The organism is Streptomyces sp. NPDC026092 (assembly GCF_040638605.1).
Classification (GTDB): domain Bacteria; phylum Actinomycetota; class Actinomycetes; order Streptomycetales; family Streptomycetaceae; genus Streptomyces.
In genome coordinates, this window is the sequence record NZ_JBEZYN010000015.1 from 62103 (window position 1) to 78568 (window position 16466).

12 protein-coding genes and 1 tRNA gene are annotated in these 16466 nt (G+C 69.8%); 5 read left to right on the plus strand and 8 right to left on the minus strand.

The features are described from left to right. Positions 1 to 6: 6 nt before the first annotated feature. The gene (locus AB0F56_RS23820) at positions 7 to 1560 is read right to left on the minus strand and encodes a sodium:solute symporter family protein (RefSeq protein WP_362013057.1); all 1554 of its coding nucleotides are present in this window, start codon (positions 1558 to 1560) and stop codon (positions 7 to 9) included. A gap of 209 nt (positions 1561 to 1769) precedes the next feature. After that, complete coding sequence (locus tag AB0F56_RS23825) at positions 1770 to 2552, minus strand: SDR family oxidoreductase (RefSeq protein WP_362013059.1); 783 nt, start codon at positions 2550 to 2552, stop codon at positions 1770 to 1772. 82 nt (positions 2553 to 2634) lie between these two features. Here AB0F56_RS23825 and AB0F56_RS23830 point away from each other — a divergent pair, with 82 nt between their 5' ends. Continuing rightward, a complete protein-coding gene (locus tag AB0F56_RS23830; protein WP_362013061.1) occupies positions 2635 to 3492 on the plus strand; it encodes a hypothetical protein in 858 nt (285 codons plus the stop codon). 139 nt (positions 3493 to 3631) lie between these two features. On the opposite strand, the gene AB0F56_RS23835 is transcribed toward AB0F56_RS23830, so the two are convergent. The 3 genes from AB0F56_RS23835 to AB0F56_RS23845 all read right to left on the minus strand — a co-directional run bounded on the left by AB0F56_RS23835 (position 3632) and on the right by AB0F56_RS23845 (position 5860). After that, a complete protein-coding gene (locus tag AB0F56_RS23835) occupies positions 3632 to 3832 on the minus strand; it encodes a DUF397 domain-containing protein (RefSeq protein ID WP_137988782.1) in 201 nt (66 codons plus the stop codon). 254 nt (positions 3833 to 4086) lie between these two features. Then, entirely contained in the window at positions 4087 to 4947 is an 861-nt protein-coding gene (locus tag AB0F56_RS23840) for a helix-turn-helix transcriptional regulator (protein WP_362013063.1), read from the minus strand. A 202-nt stretch (positions 4948 to 5149) separates the two neighbouring features. Beyond that, the gene (locus AB0F56_RS23845) at positions 5150 to 5860 is read right to left on the minus strand and encodes a GPP34 family phosphoprotein (RefSeq protein ID WP_362013305.1); all 711 of its coding nucleotides are present in this window, start codon (positions 5858 to 5860) and stop codon (positions 5150 to 5152) included. Between the two features lie 162 nt (positions 5861 to 6022). Here AB0F56_RS23845 and AB0F56_RS23850 point away from each other — a divergent pair, with 162 nt between their 5' ends. The 3 genes from AB0F56_RS23850 (at position 6023) to AB0F56_RS23860 (ending at position 11516) form a co-directional block, all read left to right on the plus strand. Beyond that, on the plus strand, positions 6023 to 8269 hold the full coding sequence (locus AB0F56_RS23850) for a serine hydrolase (protein WP_362013065.1): 2247 nt from the start codon (positions 6023 to 6025) through the stop codon (positions 8267 to 8269). A gap of 281 nt (positions 8270 to 8550) precedes the next feature. Continuing rightward, positions 8551 to 10239: an MFS transporter gene (locus AB0F56_RS23855; protein ID WP_362013067.1), complete on the plus strand. Its 1689-nt coding sequence runs from the start codon at positions 8551 to 8553 to the stop codon at positions 10237 to 10239. A 236-nt stretch (positions 10240 to 10475) separates the two neighbouring features. Further along, positions 10476 to 11516, plus strand: coding sequence for a kelch repeat-containing protein (locus tag AB0F56_RS23860; protein WP_362013069.1), 1041 nt, complete (start codon positions 10476 to 10478; stop codon positions 11514 to 11516). Between the two features lie 99 nt (positions 11517 to 11615). Here AB0F56_RS23860 and AB0F56_RS23865 read toward each other — a convergent pair whose 3' ends face one another. After that, complete coding sequence (locus tag AB0F56_RS23865; protein ID WP_362013071.1) at positions 11616 to 12209, minus strand: hypothetical protein; 594 nt, start codon at positions 12207 to 12209, stop codon at positions 11616 to 11618. Positions 12210 to 12415: 206 nt separating this feature from the next. Between AB0F56_RS23865 and AB0F56_RS23870 the strand changes: the two genes are divergently transcribed. After that, positions 12416 to 14746, plus strand: coding sequence for an LPXTG cell wall anchor domain-containing protein (locus tag AB0F56_RS23870; protein ID WP_362013073.1), 2331 nt, complete (start codon positions 12416 to 12418; stop codon positions 14744 to 14746). Positions 14747 to 15824: 1078 nt separating this feature from the next. Here AB0F56_RS23870 and AB0F56_RS23875 read toward each other — a convergent pair. Both AB0F56_RS23875 and AB0F56_RS23880 read right to left on the minus strand, forming a co-directional pair. Continuing rightward, positions 15825 to 15897: transfer RNA gene (locus tag AB0F56_RS23875), tRNA-Arg, on the minus strand. Positions 15898 to 15960: 63 nt separating this feature from the next. Then, positions 15961 to 16428 (minus strand): helix-turn-helix domain-containing protein, encoded by a 468-nt coding sequence (locus AB0F56_RS23880; RefSeq protein WP_362013075.1) that lies wholly within the window; start codon positions 16426 to 16428, stop codon positions 15961 to 15963. Positions 16429 to 16466 lie beyond the last annotated feature (38 nt).

Consider the following 16466-nt stretch of genomic DNA (forward strand, 5'->3'; position numbering starts at 1 on the left):
CCCGGGTCACGTCTGCGGCTGTGCCGCGGGCTCGCCGGAGGCCTGGGGCGGGATGGCGGCGCCGCCGTCCTCGTCCCCGTCCGGGTCCTGGTTGATCTTCGCGAGGACCGCGTCGCGCTCCGGGGTGTCCTCGGGCCGGACGAAGCCGATGACGATGTAGAGGATCAGCGAGGTCGCGAGCGGCGAGACGATCTGGATCTGGAGCTCGATGCCGTCGAGCCCGTAGTTGGTCAGCCAGAAGGCGAAGAGACCCGCCGCCCAGGAGACAAGGGCTGCCGTGGGGCCGGACTTCCGGAAGGTCTTGAGCAGGCCCAGCATGAACGGGATCGCGATCGGGCCCATCAGTCCGGCCACCCACTTGATGACGACGGTGATGATGTCCTTGAAGGTGGGCGAGTTGACCTGGGTGGCGACCGCCATCGACAGCGCGAGGAACGCGATCGTCGACCAGCGCGCCGCGATCAGCCCGGCCTGCTGCGTCCAGCGCCGCGCCGCCTTGCTCATGACGGGGGCGATGTCCCGGGTGAAGACGGCCGCGATGGCGTTGGCGTCGGAGGAGCACATGGCCATCGTGTGCGAGAAGAAGCCGACGATGACCAGGCCGAGGAGGCCGTGCGGCAGCAGCTGCTCGGTCATCAGGGCGTAACTGTCCGACGCGTCCGGCTTCTTCGGGTCGACCAGGAGCGGCGCCACCCACATCGGGAAGAAGAGGACCAGCGGCCAGACGAACCACAGGACGGCCGAGAGCCGCCCGGAGCGGGTCGCCTCACGGGCGTTGGGCGTCGCCATGTAGCGCTGGGCCTGGTTCCACATGCCGCCGCTGTACTCGAAGGTCTTGATGAAGAGATAGGCGAGCAGGAAGGTCAGCGTGTACGGGCCCGCGGTCGGCGCGGTGTGGCCCTGGAGCTCGGGCCGGTCCCACACCTCCCACAGCGCGCTGACGCCACCGAGCTTGGCGAGCACGGCGACCAGCATCGCGATGCCGGCGAAGAACTGGATGATGAACTGGCCGAGCTCGGTGAGCGCGTCGGCCCACAGGCCGCCGACCGTGCAGTAGATGCCGGTGATGACACCGGTGATGAGGATGCCCTGGTTGAGGGAGATCCCGGTGAAGACGGAGAGCAGGGTCGCGATCGCGGCCCACTTGGCTCCCACGTCGACGATCTTCAGGAGCACGCCCGACCAGGCCAGCGCCTGCTGGGTGGGGAGGTTGTACCGGTTCTTCAGGTACTCCAGGGGGGAGGCCACATGGAGCCGTGAGCGGAGCCGGTTGAGGCGGGGCGCGAAGAGGTGCGCGCCGATCGCGATGCCGATCGCGATGGGGAAGGACCAGGTGACGTACGAGGTGACGCCGTAGGTGAACGCGATGCCCGCGTACCCGGTGAACATCACCGCGCTGTAGCCGGACATGTGGTGCGAGATGCCCGACAGCCACCACGGCATCTTGCCGCCGGCCGTGAAGAAGTCGGAGACGTTGTCCACGCGCTTGTGGGACCAGACGCCGATCGCGACCATGACGCCGAAATAGCCGATGAGCACGGCCCAGTCGAGACTGTTCATTGAGCCCCCTCCAGGGGTCCGGTCCGCCTTGTGAACGCCGTTCATGGTGTGGGGAGTTGCGGGCCGACGACAACGCGCGGGAGGGTCAAGAGAAAGCAAAATCGTTCTTCTCGCTGATCTGTGTTCACATCCCTGAATCGAGATGGGGTCAAAAAGGGCCGCACGGTACGCCCTCGCGTACCGTGCGGCCGCTGTGGACCGAGCGGGCGCTACCGCATCAGCTCGCCCGCGTTGACGAGCAGCGACTGGCCCGTGATCGCCCGCGCCCGGTCGGAGGCGAGGAAGGCCGCCGCCTCCGCCACGTCCCCGTCCGTCGCCAGCTCCGGCAGTGCCATCCGCTCGGCGAGCCGCCCGAGCACCTCGTCCTCCGGCACGCCCTCGGTGTGCGCCGTGAACGTCACGTACGCCTGCACCGGCGGGCCCCACATCCAGCCCGGCAGCACGGTGTTGACCCGGATCCGGTGCGGGCCGAGTTCGCGCGCCATCGAGTACATCGCCGAGGTCAGCGCCCCCTTCGAGGCCGCGTACGCCGCCTGCTGGACCTGCGAGGGCGCGGCCACCGCCGACTGCGTACCGATGAGGACCACCGAGCCCCCGCGCTCCTTCAGGGCCGGCAGGCAGGCCCGGGTCATCCGCAGCGTGCCGAGCAGGTTGACGTCGAGGACGCCCTGCCAGGTGGCGAAGTCGGCGTCCTCGATCCCGCCGAAGTAGCTGTCCCAGGCGGCGACATGGACGACCGCGTCGATCCCGCCGAACCGCTTCACCGCGAGCGCGGCCAGCGCCTCGCACTGCGCCTCGTCGGTGATGTCGGTGGCGCGCAGCGCGGTGTGCCGGCCCTCCGGATCGATCTCGGCCGCCGACTTGGCGAGGTTGGCCTCGGTACGGGCGCCGAGGACCGCGTTGCCCCCGTCCCGTACGACGGTCTCGGCGACCCGGTGGCCGAGACCGGCGCCGACCCCCGACACGATCACGGTCTTTCCCTGGAGCAGCATCCGGGTGCCTCCCGACTCTGGCGATCGATCTGACGACCCGTCAGAGTAGGGACCCCCAGAGGACAAGGGAAGGGGTACGGGCATGGACAGTGAGGCACGCGCGGCGGCAGGAGCGGAGACGTACGCGGAGACGTACGCCGAGCTGGCGGCGGTCGGACCGTACGGGGTACGGCCGGGCCACGCGCTGATCACGATGGTGGAACCGCACCCGGGCCACGAGTACGCCTACAACCGCTGGTACGAGGACGACCACTACTACGCGGGCGCGATGGCGATGCCCTGGATGTACGCGGGCCGCCGCTGGGTCGCCACCCGGGCGCTCCAGGAACTGCGCGGCCCGGAGAAGTCGGCGGTCGCCCAGCCGGTCACGGCCGGCTGCTACCTCTCCACGTACTGGGTCACCGAGGGCCGCTACGACGAGCACATGAAGTGGACCGTCGGCATCAACAAGCGCCTCAACCGCGACGCCCGCGTCTACCGCGACCGTACGCACGTCTTCACGTCCTTCCAGGACCGCGAGGCGACCGTGTACCGCGACGGGGCGGCCGGCCCGCGCGACTTCCACGCCCTCGACCACCCGTACCAGGGCCTGATCCTGCAGGTCGTCGACGCGGAGGGGCCCGAGGCGCGGGCGGAGCTGCTCGAAGACCTCGTCGCGCGCGAACTGCCGAGGCGGCTCGCGGGCTCCCCGGCCGCGATGGTCACCGTCTTCCGCCCGACGCCGCTGCCGGGGGACAGGATGACCTACGTGAAGCAGGTCGAGGGGGTCGACACCCGGCTGACCCTGCTGTGGTTCCTGGAGAGCGACCCGCGCGCCTGTTGGACGGAGCACTTCGCCGACCTGGAGACGGTCGGCGGGGGCGCGGGGCGGGTGGAGCTGGTGGCGCCGTTCATCCCGACAGTGCCGGGGACGGACCGGTACGTCGACGAACTCCGCTGACGGACACAGGCCGAGCCCCCTCGGCCAGGACGGCGGACCGGTCGAGAGGGCTCTTTCCTTTGGAACTGTGCGAACTGCTCGTACTGCGTTGTCTCGCGCGGTGGTGCGGTGCGGGGCTGCGCAGTGCTCATCCCCGGGCTCAGAGAGCCCCGTTGCTCACTTCGCCGACGAAGGCGTTCCACGACGCCGAGCCGAAAGCGATGGACGGACCCTCGGGGGCCTTGGAGTCCCGGACCGCGATCGCCGCGACGACGGGCGACTTGACTTCGACGCAAGCCCCGTTGCCGCCGGAATAGGAGGACTTCGTCCAGGTGTCCGTAGCGCCCTGAATAATGGCCATGTTCTTCACTCCGGTTCTGCCAGTGGTGTGTCGCGCCAACCTTCGTGCTGGCGTGATCGACGCTACTCGCCGGTCCCGGTGTGTGGGGCCGGCGTTCACCCGACCGGATGGCATATTCCAAGCGAGCTTCCATTGGAGCGAGTCGGCGGTGTACCGTACCGTCCTCATTCCCCGGGGGGCTCGGCCGAATGACCGCATTCAGCCCCGAATCGGGAAATTGGGATCAGCGGGCTCCGCGCGAGCGGAGGGCGGGATCAGCCGGCCGCATAGGACTTGGCGATGTCCGAAATGAACTCCCGGGTCTGCTCGACATTCAGCGCCTGTGCCCGCAAGTGCTCGTACATCACGCTGTACTTGGCGACGTCCTGGGCCTTCTCCAGATACAGGTCGCTCGTGACGCCCTCGATGTAGACGACGCTGGAGTCGGACGTGTCCGGGAATTCCAGAATCGCGTAATGCCCGCTGATGCCCGGGTGCGCGCCCATGTCGAACGGCAGCACCTGCACGGTCACGTGCGGCAGGTGCGACTGCTCGACCAGATGCTCCAACTGCTGGATCATCAGCTGCTTGTTGCCGACGACCCGGCGCAGCGCGCCCTCGTCGATGACCGCCCAGAGCCGCAGCGGACGCTCCTCGTCCTTGATCCGGTCCTGGCGGCGGGTGCGGACGGTGACGCGCTTGTCGATGTCCGTCGGCGTCGACTCCGGGAGCGCGCCGCTGATCACGGCCTCCGCGTAGCCGTGGGTCTGCAGCAGACCGGGGATGATCTGCGGCTCGTACACCCGCAGGCTCTCCGCGTCCGTCTCCAGACCGATGTAGACGCTGTACGGGATGTCGCCGAAGGCGTGCCACCAGCCCTGCTGGCGCGAGTCCTTGGCCATTTGCATCAGCGACTCGACGACGCGCTCGTCCTCGACCTCGTACACCCCGCAGAGGTCACGGACATCGCGCTGGCTGATCGACCGGCGACCGTTCTCCAGGCGGCTGATCTTCGACTGCGACACCAGAAGACGCTCGGCGACCTGCTCGGCCGTCATGTTCTTCTGCTCCCGGAGCCGGCGCAACTCCTGGCCCAAACGGCGTCGCCTGACGGTGGGGTTGACGTTGGACGCCACGGAAACTGCACCTCCGGCTGTCTGCTGCGTAGCTGTGAGTATCTACTGCTTGGCAGACTGCCACCAAAGGTGCGGTGTGCGCTGGGAAATGACCACAACGTGCGCGGGCGCGTGTGTACGGGCGCACGTGTCGGAGCACGTGTGTGGGGCGGTCGAGACGACCGCCCCACACACGACTTGCGGCTCCCGGAACGGGTCGGTGTCAGTGCACGGCGGCGCGCGCCATGCTGCCGCGACGCGGCTGCTGGGGAACGCCACCCGTGCTCGGAGCACTCCGGCGCGGCTGAGCGGCCACACCGTTCTGGACGTCCATCACGGCATGCGCCACGAGCCCGCCCATGGGGTCGTGCCGGATCAGATCGCGCAGCCGGGACCGCGACGACCGTCCTTCGTTCCCCGGGTACAGGTGCTTGCCGAGACCGACCGCGTGGGCCAGCGCGGCGAGCGCCGCGGTCCGCGGGTCCGGCGGTACGCCGGTGCGGATCGCACTGTCCAGCCGGGCCCTGATGTCCCGGCTGATGGCTGTCTCCGTCGCCTGGTAGCGAGTCGTCGGCAGCACTCCGCACATCTGGCCCTCCACGGCATGGACCATGCCGCAGCGCTCCAGATGAGCGAGGTAGATCTGGCGCAGCCCCAGTCGGGGCCCGCCGATCCAGTGGACTGCCCGAACCGGGCTGCCGCGTCGGCGCAGCAGTTCCAGTGCGGAGTCCAGTGTCGGATCTCCGGTCGGCCGTGGCATCACCACGGCTATACGATCCCCGTCAGGGGCTATCCGTCCTGCCAGAGCCAGCTCCACTAGCTGTGCTCCGGCCAGGCCGAGGTCGAGCGACTGCGGCTGCGCTGTGGTACCCGTGGCCGGGTCCAGAGCGAGCAGCAGAAGCTCCTCCGGAATTGTTCTGCGGCTCCTGCCCATCCATGCCTCCCCGCGTGGATGAGTCACAGGGTGACCCCTCTCACATTCATCTGTCGAGAGCGCCTGGGTGGTCTGTACGGGAACCGGTAGGTATGTCGTTCTCGTCTAGCACGGGGGCCAAGGGGTTCACACAGGACACTGGTACACGGTTCGGACGTTGGCATGACGCATGGAGGAGGCACGGTGGCGGGCGAGTCCCCCGACAAGGCGGAGCAGCAGGAGTCCTCGAAGGAGACGACTCCGGGCGGCGGCGGCCGGGATCCCCGGCTGTCGGTACTCCGCGAGCCCGCGTCGTTGCCGGTTCAGGTCGACCAGCCGACGGCCGTCTTCAAGACCCTCGCACCGAGGACCTCGGAGGACGACGCGCGGGTGGACGCTCCGGTGGAGGAGCGTGTCGAGGAGCCGGTGACAGACTCGGAGCCGGAGACGGAGTCGGTGTCGGAGCCGGCGGGCGAGGGTGACCGCCTGCGGGAGGCCGTGGCGGCGTGGGTCGCCTCCGGCGACGAGTCCGACGGCGAGGCGGAGTCTTCCGAGGGCTCCGAGCCCGCGGAGCCCGCCGAGGCCGCGGAGGCCGTCGAGGACGAGCCCGAGGCCGAGGACGAGCCCGAGGTCGAGGACGAGCCCGAGGACGAGCCGGAGGCCGACGAGACGGCTCCGGAGGCCGCTGAGGCCGCCGAGGAGGCGTCCGGCGACGCCGACTCCTGGTTCGCCTCGCGGAAGCCCGCTGCGGCGACGGAGGAGGCGCAGGAGGAGCCCGAGGCCGAGGCTGAGGTCGACACCGACGACGAGCCCGAGGCCGAGCCCGAGCCCGAGCCCGCCGAGCAGGAGCCCGCCGAGCCGGTCGACCAGCCGACCACCGTCTTCAAGGCGGTCCGTCCGCCGGTCGTGGACCAGCCGACGACGGCGCTGAAGCTCCCGCCGACCCCGAAGCCCGAGCCGAAGCCGACCCCGGAGCCCGAGCCCGCTGCCGCGCCCGAGCGCCCGAGCACCTTCGTTCCGCTGCGGCCCCAGACTCCGGCGGAGCCCACCCCGGCCGCCGCCCCCGTGGCCGCCGCCCCCACCCCCGTACCCCCGCCGCCGTCGCTCACCGAGGCCGAGCGGACCAGGCAGCAGCCGATGCCGCCGCTGCCCCCGCTCGACCTGCTCGCCGAGCTGACCAACACGCCGCCCCCGGCGCCGACGCCGATGCGCACGACCATGCGGCGGGTGCGGATCTGGACGCCGCTCGTCGTCCTTCTGTTGATCGTCTTTGCGGTCGTACAGTTCGTGCGGCCGCTCCCGGCGGCCACGCTCTCCCTCACCGCCGCGCCCACCTTCACCTTCGAGGGCGGCGAGCTCCAGATGCCGTGGCCCACCGAGGGCCAGGGCGCCGCCGAGGTCGAGGGTGTCGGCTCGCTGGGCACGTACGGGGCGCAGAAGCCGGCCCCGCTCGCGAGCGTGGCCAAGACGATGACGGCGTACGTGATCCTCCGCGACCACCCCATCAAGGGGAAGGAGACCGGCCCCGAGATCACGATCGACAAGAAGGCCGCCGACGAGGCGGGCGCCGAGTTCGAGTCGACGGCGGCGGTCAAGGAAGGCCAGACGTACACGGAGAAGGAGCTGATCCAGCTCCTCATGATCCCGTCCGCGAACAACGTGGCGCGGCTCCTGGGTCGCTGGGACGCCGGCTCCGAGGCCGCGTTCGTCGAGAAGATGAACGCCGCCGCCAAGGACCTCGGGATGACCCAGTCGACGTACACGGACCCGTCCGGTCTGAACGCGACCACGGTCTCCACCCCGCTGGACCAGCTGAAGCTGGCGAAGGCGGTCATGCAGTACGACGTGTTCCGGGAGATCGTGAACATGCCGAACCTGACCGTCGACGGCATCCCGGGCCGGATCGAGAACAACAACAAGATCCTGCTCGAGCCGGGTGTCTCCGGGATCAAGACCGGCTCGTCGACTCCGGCCGGCGGCAACCTCCTCTGGTCCGCGAACACCGTCGTCGACGGCAAGGAGCGCCGGATCCTCGGTGTCGTCATGGGCGCGAAGGACGCGGCCGTCCTGCACGAGAAGCTCCAGTTGTCGATCGACTACAGCCTCAAGCTGATCCAGCAGGCCCAGAAGGACGTGACCTCGGCGTCCGTGATCCGTAAGGGCCAGGTCGTCGGCTACATCGACGACGGTCTCGGCGGCCGTACCGCCGTGGTCGCGGACAAGGAGCTCAAGGCCGTCGGCTGGCCGGGCCTGAAGGTCGACCTGGAGCTGACCGACGGCGGCAAGCCCGTCCCGCACACCGGCAAGAAGGGCGACGTCGTCGGCCAGGTGTCGATCGGCACCGGCGCCGGCAAGGTCAGCTCGCCGGTCTCCCTCCAGACGGACCTCGTCGAGCCCGGCTTCGACAAGAAGCTGACCCGTCTGGGCTGAGGTGTCAGGGCGTCCCGGTTTCCCCGGGGCGCCCTGCTGTTAGCGTGCCGGAGCCGAGACATGTGCGAAAGGCAGTTCGGGAGCAGTACGGGAGAGGGACGCGAGTGACCACCGCCGAGCCGAAACGCGCCGAGGAGGGCGCGCCGAAGCGCCCGTCGCCTTCCCCGACCTCGTCACCCTCCTCGTCTCCGTCGTCGCGAATAGACCTCCCGACGCCGAGACGGCACACGGAGCAGTCGCCGACCCGCCGCCCGCTCCGCCGCAAGCGCCGCTACCCCGTCATGATCGCGACGGGCGTCGCGGCGCTCACCCACATCCTCTGGTTCTTCCTGTTCGCGAACAGTGGCGGGGACCTCGCGGCGCAGGACGCCTGGGCCGAGTTCGTGGGGCGGCACCCTGACTCCGCGTACAACCTCGCGTGGTACGGGGGGATGCACCCGGTCTCGTACAGCGTCGTCTCGCCGTACGTGATGTCGGTGCTCGGCGTCCGTTCGACGATGATGATCGCGGGCACCCTGTCGGCGGGTCTGACGGCGCTGATCCTGGTGCGGGTGCGGGCGGTGCGCAATCCGCTGGCGTGCTCGCTTGCGGGGGTCTTCGCGGTCCTGTGCAACGCGCTGTCGGGGCGGGTGACCTTCGGGCTCGGCATGATGTTCGCGCTGGGCGCGGTCGCGGCGGTCTTCTGCTGGCCGCACCGATGGCGGCGCAAGCGCTGGGCGAAGGCGGCGGTCGCCGCGCCGCTCGCGGGCATCGCCACCGCGTGCAGCCCGGTCGCGGGCCTCTTCCTGGGCGTCGCGGCGGCGGCGCTCTTCCTGAACCGGCGCCGGCCGGGCGCGTACGCCCTGGGCCTGGCCCCGGTCCTGGTGGTCGCCCTCTCCTCCTGGCTGTTCCCCTTCTCCGGTACGCAGCCGATGTCGTGGGCGTCGACGGCGCTGCCGTTCCTCTTCGGGGTGCTGTGCTTCGCGCTCGTACCGCGCGAGTGGCGCACGGTGCGGACGGGCGCGGCGGTGTACGCGGCGGGCACGCTCCTGACCTGGCTGATCGACTCGCAGATCGGCTCGAACGTCTCGCGGCTCGTGATGCTCTTCGCGGGCGTGGTGCTGCTCGCGGCGCTGCCGTACAGCGTCCCGCGCTCGCGCAAGTGGTACGCGCTCGTGCTCGCCTTCGTCGGCCTGAACTTCTGGATCGGCTTCAAGGGCGTCGACGACGTCATCCGTACGGCCCCGGACGCGTCCTGGGCGCGGGAGGTCGCGCCGCTGATCAACCAGTTGCAGGTGCGCGGGGCGGAGCAGGCGCGGGTGGAGGTCGTGCCCGCGTCGAGCCACCGGGAGTCCTCGGCGCTCAGCCCGTACATCAACCTGGCGCGGGGCTGGAACCGCCAGGCCGACATGGAGCGGAACCCGCTCTTCTACGACGACACCCTGAACGCCACGAACTACCAGGACTGGCTCGACCGCTGGGCGGTCCACTACGTGGTGCTGCCGACGGGGGCGCCCGACTCGGGCGCCGAGCTGGAGGCCAAGCTGGTCGGGGACGGGCTGCCGTACCTGAAGCAGGTCTGGTCGGACGCGAACTGGCGGTTGTACGAGGTCGACAATCCGACGCCGCTGGCGGACCCGCCGGCGAAGGTGCGCAGGGCGGGCGCGAACGAGGTCGTGATCGAGGTCGACACCCCGGGCCGGGTCCTGATCCGGGTCCCGTACTCGCCGTGGCTCGCGCTCGTCGACGAGAACGGCGGCAAGATCGCGCCGCCGGAGGAGACGGAGGCGTCGAAGCAGGCGCGGGAGGAGTCGACGGAGGAGCTGGAGAAGGTCTTCCTCAACGAGTCGGGCTGCCTGCTGAAGACGGAGGCGGACGCGGACGGCGACGAGTGGACGGAGCTCCTGGCCCCGAAGGCGGGCGTGTACCGCTTGTCGGCTCCGTACAAGTTCTTCCCGAGGGGCACGGCGTGCCCGGAGGAACTGCGCTGATGTCCTGTTGAATCGCTGTTGATGCGCTCGTAGACCGTTCGGGCGGCGCTGTGGGCCACCCGATGGTTTCCCGTCGGTAGCCGGCTGCGCGACCCGGTGGGTCCGGGAACGCTCCCAGGGCATTCCTCATGCCCGAAGGGCGAACGAAAGGACCCAACGTGCGAGGCATAAACAACGAGCCCCCATCTGGTCGGAGAAGCCGAAGCTGGCGGAGCCGCTTCGGACTCACGACCCTGGTGGCAGCCGCCGGCCTGATCGCGGCCGTGCTGCCCGCGGCAGCGGCCAACAACGGGACGATCTGGACGACGCTGACCAACATGCCGACGGCCCGGATCGACCTGGCGTCCGCGGTGGCACCCTGTCCCCCCGGCCAGGGCGGCAACTGTGTCTACGCGGTCGGCGGTGTGTCCGCCTCCGGGGTCACGGGTGCGGCCGAGTCGTACAACCGGCTCTCCGGAGCATGGTCGACCCTGCCACCCATGCCCACGGCCCGGAACCAGCTGGGGGCGGCGACCGCGCCCTGCCCGAAGGGGCAGAGCGGCTACTGCGTCTACACGGTCGGCGGCCTGCCCGGCGGTGGCGGTGGCGGCCTCGCCACGGTGGAGTCGTACAACCCGGCCACCAACGCCTGGAGCACCGTCGCCTCGCTGAGCATCGCCCGGTTCGGCAACGCCGCAGCGGCCGCTCCGTGCCCGGTGGGGCAGACCGGCACGTGCGTCTACACGATGGGCGGAATCACGGCCGCCGGCCGCACGGGCTCGGTGGAGTCGTACAACCCGGTGACCAACGCCTGGAGCCCCGTGGCCTCCCTCACGCTCCCCCGGAACGGACTGGGTGCGGCGGCGTCCACCTGCCCGCGTGGGCAGAGCGGTACGTGTGTCTACGCCGTGGGCGGCGATGACAACGCAGCCACCGGACAGGTGGAGTCCTACAACCCGGCCACGAACGTCTGGACCCCCGTGGCGTCCCTCCCCACGCCCCGTTACGGGCTGGCGACGGCGGCGGCGCCTTGCCCGCCGGGACAGACCGGCACCTGTGTCTACGCGGTGGGCGGCGTGAACGGCAGCCTCTCCGGCAAGGTGGAGTCGTACCAGCCGTCGTCCAACACCTGGACGACGCTGCCCTCTCAGCCCACCCCCCGCGCCTTCCTCGCGGCGGCGGCCACACACTGCCCGCCGGGAATCACGGGAGCCTGCGTCTACGTCTCCGGCGGCCAGGCGGCAAGCGGCACGACAGCCTCCCTGGAGGCTCTGGACCCGCCGATCCTGACCCACTGATCCAGTGGTCGTGCTGATCCAGTGATCCACTGATCCAGGCCTGACGGCCCCCGTCCCGCAAGGGACCGGGGCCGTCAGCCGTCGTGCCTTGTGCGGCGGCTACCGGTTGGGGTGATAGCGGCAGGACGGATCGTCGCAGGAGGTGGGTACCTCCCACCGGCCGTCGATGCGGTGCAGGAGTCCCTGATCGGCGGGCCGGGCGGGGAGGTTGCACAGGTTTTCGGTGGGGGAGTAGATCGGGCGCGCGTCGTCCTCGATGTGCTCGGGGTCGGTGTAGTGGAACTCCTCCCGGCGTTCCCAGGGCGGGGTGATGTGCGGCCGGTGGTCGAGGGGGTTGTCGTCGGCGAAGGAGGGGTGGAACCGCCACTGGGTGCCGAAGGCGCGGTTGTGGACCTCGCCGAGGTACCAGGCCGCGACCGCGACCAGGGGCGTGTCCGTCGCCTTGCGGGCCTGGGCGGGGCTGTCGAACGCGTCCCTGATGAGCGCTTCGAGCCGGGGGAGGGAATCCACGGTGAAGTCCCACGGCCCGCGGCCGGCGTGTTCCTCCGCCCAGGCGGGGAATCCGGCGCGCTGCTGGTCCAGCCACTTCTCCAGCACCGGGTTGTGGGCGCTGACGTGGTCTCGGGTCTTCTCTTCGCGCAGGTACTCGGCGTACTCGTCCTCGTCCATGTCGCGCGGGTCGGTCCACTCCATGCCCCGAGACTAGGGGAACCATGTGTGCTGGATGTAAAGATCCGGCACAGCAGGTGAGTTGTCGGTGTGTCCTCGGTAATTCGCGTGCGGGCTGGGGGAGTTGAGGCCCTAGGGTGGGTTGCTCCCGCAGCGGCGCCGACTGACCACGGGGGCCCGTGGCGCCACGCGAGGACATCTGACTGACCTGGGGCCCCCAGGGGGTTTTCGTGACCCATCACATACGTTCCCGACGCCGCTGGTGGGCGCGGGCGGCGATCGCGCTGGCCTGCGCCGGTGCCGTCTCGCTGACCGGCCTGCCCGGCTGGGACCAGGCCGAGGCGAAGGCGAAACCTCCGCTGAAGCAGGGGAAGCGCTGCGACGAGGAGTACAAGGACTTCTACGACTTCTCCGACGTCGTCGAGGGCGGCATGCCGGCCGACGGGTACGCCCGGCCGGACGCGGACCGCGACTCGTACGACTACGTCAACGGGCAGAAGCAGTGGGACGGCCTGCCGGCGCCGACCGCCGACGAGCTCAACGAGATCAGCGACAACCCGGACGACTACAAGAAGGGCGACAAGCGCCGGGTCTGGGCCTACTACAAGAAGGCGCAGAAGACAGCGCAGTGGAAGGGGGTGCCGTTCGAGACGTACCGGGACGACTTCTACATCCCCAAGGGCGGCAACGACCCCCGCGGCAAGGCGTACATGGCCAAGCTCGTCTACGACTTCGGCCTGGTGGGTCCGGACTGGATCTGCGAGAAGGAGTTCGAGGTCATCGACCCGGACACCAAGGAACGCTACGTACGGCGTGCGGACGCCTACAACCAGCGCACCGGGGAGATCGTCGAGGGCAAGTCGAACGACAAGCCCGACCCCACGCAGCGCCCCAAGGACAAGGCGCTGCTGAGGGACCCGAACCACCAGGACAAGAAGATCACCTACGCGTACGGGCGCGAGACGAAGGGCGGCGCGAAGAACCACGACGCCGACCTGAGGAAGATCGCCCCGGACCGGGTCAAGAAGATCTCGTACAAGGCGGACGCGGTCGAGAAGGCCCCGAGCGGTACGTCGAACAGCCCGACGCGTCGTGTCGATCCGTACATGAACGCCAAGCCCGGCACCAGCACCGGTTCCCGGGGCGGCGGCAACGACATGATCCAGAAGTCGCCGGAGAACCCGAAGCAGCTCGCCGACCGGCTTCAGCGCATCGGCCGGATCCCGGGCATCTCTCAGATGCCCTCCCCGGGCGGCATCGACTTCTCCACCCTGGAACTCCAGTACGTCGGCGCGCCCGTGAAGGGCAAGGGCCTCGACTACTCCTTCGGCGCGAAGGAGGACCCCGACAACGACACCGTCGGCTGGGGCGGCAGGGCGAACGCGCAGATGGCCTCGGACGCGTTCTTCACGTGGCTGGCGCTGACGCCGGACAAGTTCTGGGTGAACCTCAACCCGGACACCCCCGGCACGATCATGGACGACAAGTTCGCGGCCACGGACGCCGGCCGGGTGCTGCTGGAGGCCGACCTCCGGCTCAAGCACGACTTCTTCAAGGCGATGGACCCCAAGACGGCCCTGGGCAAGAACACCTGGGACAGCCTGTCCAAGGTCAACGGCTGGCCGTGCCTGACGTCGACGCGGAACTGGATCGAGCCGAAGACGGCGAAGGTCCGCGAGCAGGACGGCGGGATCTACATCCTCGACGCGCCGCTCAAGCTCCAGTCGGAGTACGCCGACGTCAACACCCCCGGCCCCGGCGAGGGCAAGCCCTGCCAGGACTCGCTGACCAAGGCCGAGATCGAGCACAACGAGCGGGTGTTCCGCTCCACGATCGTGCCCGAGGTCGAGAAGTGGATCAACGAGGCGCCGCAGTACGCCGACCTGCGCCGGGTCTACAAGTCCCGGGTGGCGGCCGAGTTCGTCCGTCAGCAGGACGCCCAGCGCCCGACGGACTACCGCACCATCATCAACAGCAACAACGTGGCGCAGTGGCCGATCCGCGCGCCGCACCAGGACTGGAAGAAGACCGACGTCTTCGACAAGTACGTCAAGGTCTTCAAGGAGGGTGAGTTCAAGTACGAGCTCACCAAGGGCCAAGAGGTCTGGGTCATCACCGTCGGCGGCGTGGACCTGTCCAAGCAGCCCAAGCGGAACGTCACCCAGGCCGAGTTCCGGCTCCAGAACCGCCACCTGCCGCGCCAGACCCAGACGTCGGTGAAGGCCCTCACGGACGACACCGAGCGGGAGCGGCTGCTCCTCCTCGGCGGCAACAGCGCCGGCCAGAAGGACGACGACGGAGGCACCCCGCCGTCGCCGGACCCGACCGACCCGCCGAACCCGACGGACCCGCCGACGACCCCGGCCCCGGACCCGACCACCCCGGGCCCCGGTGACGGCACGACGGCCCCGCCGGCGAACAAGCCGGACCCGGACGGCGACCTCGCCGACACCGGCTCCGACACCCCGGTCGCCCTGATCGCCGGCATCGCTGCGGCGATCGCGGCCCTGGGCGGCGGCCTGATCTGGTGGACCCGCCGCCGCAGGGCCCTCGAGGGCTAGCCGGAACGCCCTCTTGACGGGCTGAGACAGCCGAACGGCCCGGAGCGCGATCGCTCCGGGCCGTTTCGCTTGCGCCCCGGCAGGATTCGAGCGGTCGCCGATGCAGCCGGATACCGCTCCGTCCGCCGCCGATGGCAGCTGTCGATGTCACGCGGGTTGGCAGCCCCGGTCACCGCTTCTTCCGGAGCTTGCGCATCTTCGCTTCGGCTTCCTTCTTCTTCCGCTGCTCCACGCCGTACGCGGACCACGGCCCCGGACGGGCGCAGGCGAGCGAGCGGGCACCTACCAAGATGGGTAGGTGCCCTTTTCACAGTTCGGAAGACCCCGTATACGGATGGGGCCTGACCTGCGGGGCTTCTGACCTGGCGGTGAGCCGGCCGCCCCCGCGACTCCCCGCGGCCCTCTGGGTCGGGCACGCGTCGGGCACGCATTGGGCGCGGTCTGCGATGATGCCCGCGTATGCGGCTCGGCCGTGACGTGATCAGTGTGGGGGCACCGTGGCTGCGTTGGGCTTCTTCTTCATCATCCTGCCCTGCCTGGCCATCGGGGGCTTCACTTGCTTCGCTGCTTGCCGTGCTCAACAGCAGAAGGCGTTCAAGGCGCTGGCATACGTGTGTCTGTCCGTGGGTCTCGTCTGCGGGCTGACTCCAGTAGGGGTTGTGATCTGGTTCTCCGTGACCTAGGCGATTTCTTGCCAGCCTCGTCACCTCGCGCCCCAACCCACCACGAATCCGCCCGCACCCGCGAACGGCGCCCCTCCCATCCCGGAGTCTGAGCGCCCCCGCCGGAGCCATGTCCGTGGCCCACGGATCGGTCTCGACCCATGTCCTCCGGACCCATCCACTGCGGGTGCCTTGACCGAAGTCCGCCGCCGGCGTCCTGCCGGTCGCCTTCCCCGCCGAACTCGTCTCGGATCTCGCGCACCACCTGGAGCACTTCCCCGGTACCGGACAGGACGCCCACGTGTTCCAGGGACCGCGCGGACGCCGCCGCCTTCTGGCACGTAGGTGGCACGGCCGTGATCATGGCGAAGGGCCAGCATCGGGGGAGTGTTCCCCTGAGCTGGCCCTTCTTGGTGTGCCCCCGGCAGGATTCGAACCTGCGACACCCGCTTTAGGAGAGCGGTGCTCTATCCCCTGAGCTACGAAGGCGTGCACTGGTCAGGCTGGCCTGGTCGGGCGCGTGGCCCTGGAGGGTGGCTGACCGCTGACAGCCTAGCGGATGGGGTTGGGAGAGGTCGCCCCCGTTGGCTGGGGCTCCGTGGCGTCGAACTGGTGGCGGGCTTGTTCTACGCGCGGGAGGTTGGCGGTCGACCAGTCGGCGAGGTGGGCGAAGAGAGGGGCCAGGCTCAGGCCCAGTTCGCTGATCTCGTACTCGACCCTCGGGGGCACCTCCGGGTAGTACGTGCGGACGACCAGGCCGTCCCGTTCCAGCTGTCGTAGGCGCTGGGTCAGGACCTTCGCCGTGATCGTGCCGATGTTGCGGTGCAGCACCACGAAGCGCTGGCGTCCGAAGGAGTGCAGGGTCCACAGGATCGGGGTCGTCCAGCGGCTGAAGACGATGTCCAGCACGGGGGCGATCGGGCAGGCCTGCTGCGAGCCGACCTGTGCCGCCTGCGCGGCCACGGCTGCCGTCTGGGCTGCCGTCGGAGCGGCGGTCGGGGAGGCCTCGGACGGGGGCATGGAGACCCTCCAGGTAGTCACTTTCCTCTAGGTACCTA

Coding starts and splice junctions, on each gene's coding strand:
- AB0F56_RS23855 (WP_362013067.1), top strand. CDS start 8,551: ATGATCGCGACGGGCGTCGCGGCGCTCACCCACATCCTCTGGTTCTTC.
- AB0F56_RS23880 (WP_362013075.1), bottom strand. CDS start 16,428: ATGCCCCCGTCCGAGGCCTCCCCGACCGCCGCTCCGACGGCAGCCCAG.
- AB0F56_RS23865 (WP_362013071.1), bottom strand. CDS start 12,209: ATGGAGTGGACCGACCCGCGCGACATGGACGAGGACGAGTACGCCGAG.
- AB0F56_RS23850 (WP_362013065.1), top strand. CDS start 6,023: ATGACGCATGGAGGAGGCACGGTGGCGGGCGAGTCCCCCGACAAGGCG.
- AB0F56_RS23830 (WP_362013061.1), top strand. CDS start 2,635: ATGGACAGTGAGGCACGCGCGGCGGCAGGAGCGGAGACGTACGCGGAG.
- AB0F56_RS23825 (WP_362013059.1), bottom strand. CDS start 2,552: ATGCTGCTCCAGGGAAAGACCGTGATCGTGTCGGGGGTCGGCGCCGGT.
- AB0F56_RS23835 (WP_137988782.1), bottom strand. CDS start 3,832: ATGGCCATTATTCAGGGCGCTACGGACACCTGGACGAAGTCCTCCTAT.
- AB0F56_RS23820 (WP_362013057.1), bottom strand. CDS start 1,560: ATGAACAGTCTCGACTGGGCCGTGCTCATCGGCTATTTCGGCGTCATG.
- AB0F56_RS23845 (WP_362013305.1), bottom strand. CDS start 5,860: ATGGGCAGGAGCCGCAGAACAATTCCGGAGGAGCTTCTGCTGCTCGCT.